The organism is Actinomadura sp. CNU-125 (assembly GCF_001942465.1).
Classification (GTDB): Bacteria; Actinomycetota; Actinomycetes; order Streptosporangiales; family Streptosporangiaceae; genus Spirillospora.
This window is the reverse complement of record NZ_MKJY01000535.1, coordinates 1-1346: the sequence shown is the minus strand read 5'-3', so window position 1 is coordinate 1346 and position 1346 is coordinate 1. Positions and strand designations below refer to the sequence as shown.

The window sequence follows — 1346 nt, the reverse complement described above, 5'->3', positions numbered from 1 at the left end:
GCGCCTCGCCGTGGCGGCGGGCTCCGGCGGCGTGCTGGTGGGCGCGCATGACGGTGGAATCGACGCCGATCTGCCAGCCGATCAGCCCGGCGGCGTCGGCCTCGGCCTGAAGCCGGGCCAGGATGTCGGCCCAGGTGCCGTCGCGCTGCCAGCGGCGGAACAGCGAGTACACCGAACGCCAGGAGCCATAGCACTCGGGCACGTCCCGCCACGGAGCGCCGACCCGGGTCCGCCAGCGGATGCCGTCGATGAGCTGCCGCTTCGTCCATCTCGAGGGCCGGCCCGGACGTCTGGGCACGGGCAGCAGCGGTTCCAGCCGCGCCCATTGCCCATCGGTCAGGTCGTGCCGCCTCGTCACCGCTAGGGTGGCCACGAGGTCTCCGGTGGTTCAGGTTTTTCTTGGTCGATGAACCCTCTACCGGAGACCTCGCTGCGTAGCGATCATGACACACCGCGTCACACACCGGACTTCGAAACAGGCCCTAGGTCCGCCAGTGCCCGCCAGGGCTGTTGCTGGGCGTGCCGGGCGCGGGACAGGGCCTGGTGGACGCGCTGGAACGGCCACCCGTCGGTGATCTTCGCCGGTTCTTCCAGCGCGGCGTTCAGCGCGGCGCCGGCTTCGCGTTCCAGGACGACGAGCTGGAGGTAGGAGGTGAAGGCGTAGCGGAAGTCGCGGCGCCGGGCCCGTGCGGTCGAGCGGACGTTGTAGTCCGGGACCATCGCCAGCACCACGGCCAACGCCAGCCCGACCAGCACCGGCAATGCCCAGGACGGCGAGCCCCCGGTGATGGTGACGAGCGCGGCGAACAGGGCGGGGGTGGCCAGGCCGGTGAGGAAGAGGACGAGCTTGTCGAGCATGAACCGCTCAACGGTTCGTCCCAGCAGAGCCAGGTCGGCGCGGGGGACGGCGAACATCCCCGCTGGCCGGGCCAGATGCTCGGCCAGCCACCGGCCGAGGCGCTTACTGCCGCTCGCCTCCTCTGTCGTTGGCATCGCAGACGGCAGAGGCGTGGGCTGGATTCGCGCAAGTGCGGCGTCCAGACGGGGCGGCGCGGGGCACAGCTCACGGACGATGAGGACGACGCCGAGCGCGCCCAGACACCCGGCCAGCGCAGCCAAGACGGTCACCGCGACACCTCCGCCCGGACGTCAGCGCCGCGGGTGTGGAGGAAACGGGCGCCGGTCGACAGGACCGACAGACGCCGCATCCACCACAACCCCACCGCATAGATCCCGGCGACGACCGCCAGGACGGTTTGCCCGAGCGGGGTGCCGTAGGGGTCGGCGAGCGTCTGCGAGGTCGCGAACAGCAGACTCAGGATCCCGACGGACGCCACGATCACGAT

Annotated in this window: 2 protein-coding genes and 1 pseudogene; all 3 read right to left on the bottom strand. The window is 71.1% G+C overall.

Annotation, left to right across the window (positions count from 1 at the left end; translation table 11 throughout):
* A partial coding sequence (locus tag BJF79_RS39960; protein WP_075905226.1) for an IS5 family transposase occupies window positions 1–373 on the bottom strand: 373 nt, incomplete at its 3' end.
* Window positions 374–456: 83 nt separating this feature from the next.
* On the bottom strand, window positions 457–1128 hold the full coding sequence (locus BJF79_RS39955) for a secretion system protein (protein WP_143220813.1): 672 nt from the start codon (window positions 1126–1128) through the stop codon (window positions 457–459).
* Window positions 1125–1346: pseudogene (locus tag BJF79_RS56545) on the bottom strand (hypothetical protein); the annotation flags it as partial. The pseudogene BJF79_RS56545 and the gene BJF79_RS39955, both read right to left, overlap by 4 nt.